We start from the raw sequence: 1,201 nt of genomic DNA, 5'->3' as shown, positions 1-1,201 counted from the left end.
ATGGCAAAAGAAAAGTTTGAACGCGTAAAACCGCACGTAAACGTTGGTACAATCGGCCACGTTGACCACGGTAAAACTACACTAACTGCAGCAATCACTAACGTACTTGCAAAAGTATACGGCGGTGTTGCTAAAGATTTCGCATCAATCGATAACGCTCCAGAAGAGCGCGAGCGTGGTATCACAATCTCAACTTCACACGTTGAGTACGATACACCTACTCGTCACTACGCACACGTAGATTGTCCTGGTCACGCCGATTATGTTAAAAACATGATCACTGGTGCTGCTCAAATGGACGGCGCTATCTTAGTAGTTGCTGCGACTGATGGCCCTATGCCACAAACTCGTGAGCACATCCTACTTTCTCGCCAAGTTGGCGTTCCTTACATCGTTGTGTTCATGAACAAATGTGACATGGTTGATGATGAAGAGCTACTTGAGCTAGTAGAAATGGAAGTTCGTGAACTTCTTTCTGAATACGACTTCCCAGGTGATGACTTACCACTAATTCAAGGTTCTGCACTTAAAGCACTTGAAGGCGAAGAGCAGTGGGAAGCTAAAATCGTAGAGCTTGCAGAAGCACTAGATTCTTACATTCCAGAGCCAGAGCGTGACATCGATAAGCCATTCATCATGCCTATCGAAGACGTTTTCTCAATCCAAGGTCGTGGTACTGTTGTAACTGGCCGTGTTGAAGCTGGTATCATCAACGTGAATGACGAAGTTGAAATCGTTGGTATCAAAGAGACTACTAAGTCTACTTGTACTGGTGTTGAGATGTTCCGTAAGCTTCTTGACGAAGGTCGTGCTGGTGAGAACATTGGTGCACTTCTACGTGGTACTAAGCGTGAAGACGTTGAACGTGGTCAAGTACTAGCTAAGCCTGGTTCAATCAACCCACACACAACATTCACTTCAGAAGTATACGTACTTTCTAAAGATGAAGGTGGTCGTCATACTCCATTCTTCAAAGGTTACCGTCCACAGTTCTACTTCCGTACAACTGACGTAACAGGTGACGTACAGTTACCAGAAGGCGTAGAAATGGTAATGCCTGGTGATAACGTTAAGATGACAGTAACTCTAATCGCGCCAATCGCGATGGACGAAGGTCTTCGTTTCGCTATCCGTGAAGGTGGCCGTACTGTTGGTGCTGGTGTTGTTGCAACTATCGTTGAGTAATCAACTGTTGTAATGC

1 protein-coding gene is annotated in these 1,201 nt (G+C 45.3%); it reads left to right on the top strand.

Going from position 1 to position 1,201, the window contains the following annotated elements; genetic code table 11:
- Positions 1-1,185, top strand: coding sequence for an elongation factor Tu (tuf, locus tag DK924_RS18695; RefSeq protein ID WP_109875886.1), 1,185 nt, complete (start codon positions 1-3; stop codon positions 1,183-1,185).
- Positions 1,186-1,201: the final 16 nt, after the last annotated feature.

Source organism: Pseudoalteromonas sp. meg-B1 (genome assembly GCF_003173795.1).
GTDB lineage: Bacteria > Pseudomonadota > Gammaproteobacteria > Enterobacterales > Alteromonadaceae > Pseudoalteromonas > Pseudoalteromonas undina.
The sequence above is the reverse complement of the archived record's forward strand: the minus strand, read 5'-3'. Positions and strand labels throughout refer to the sequence as shown.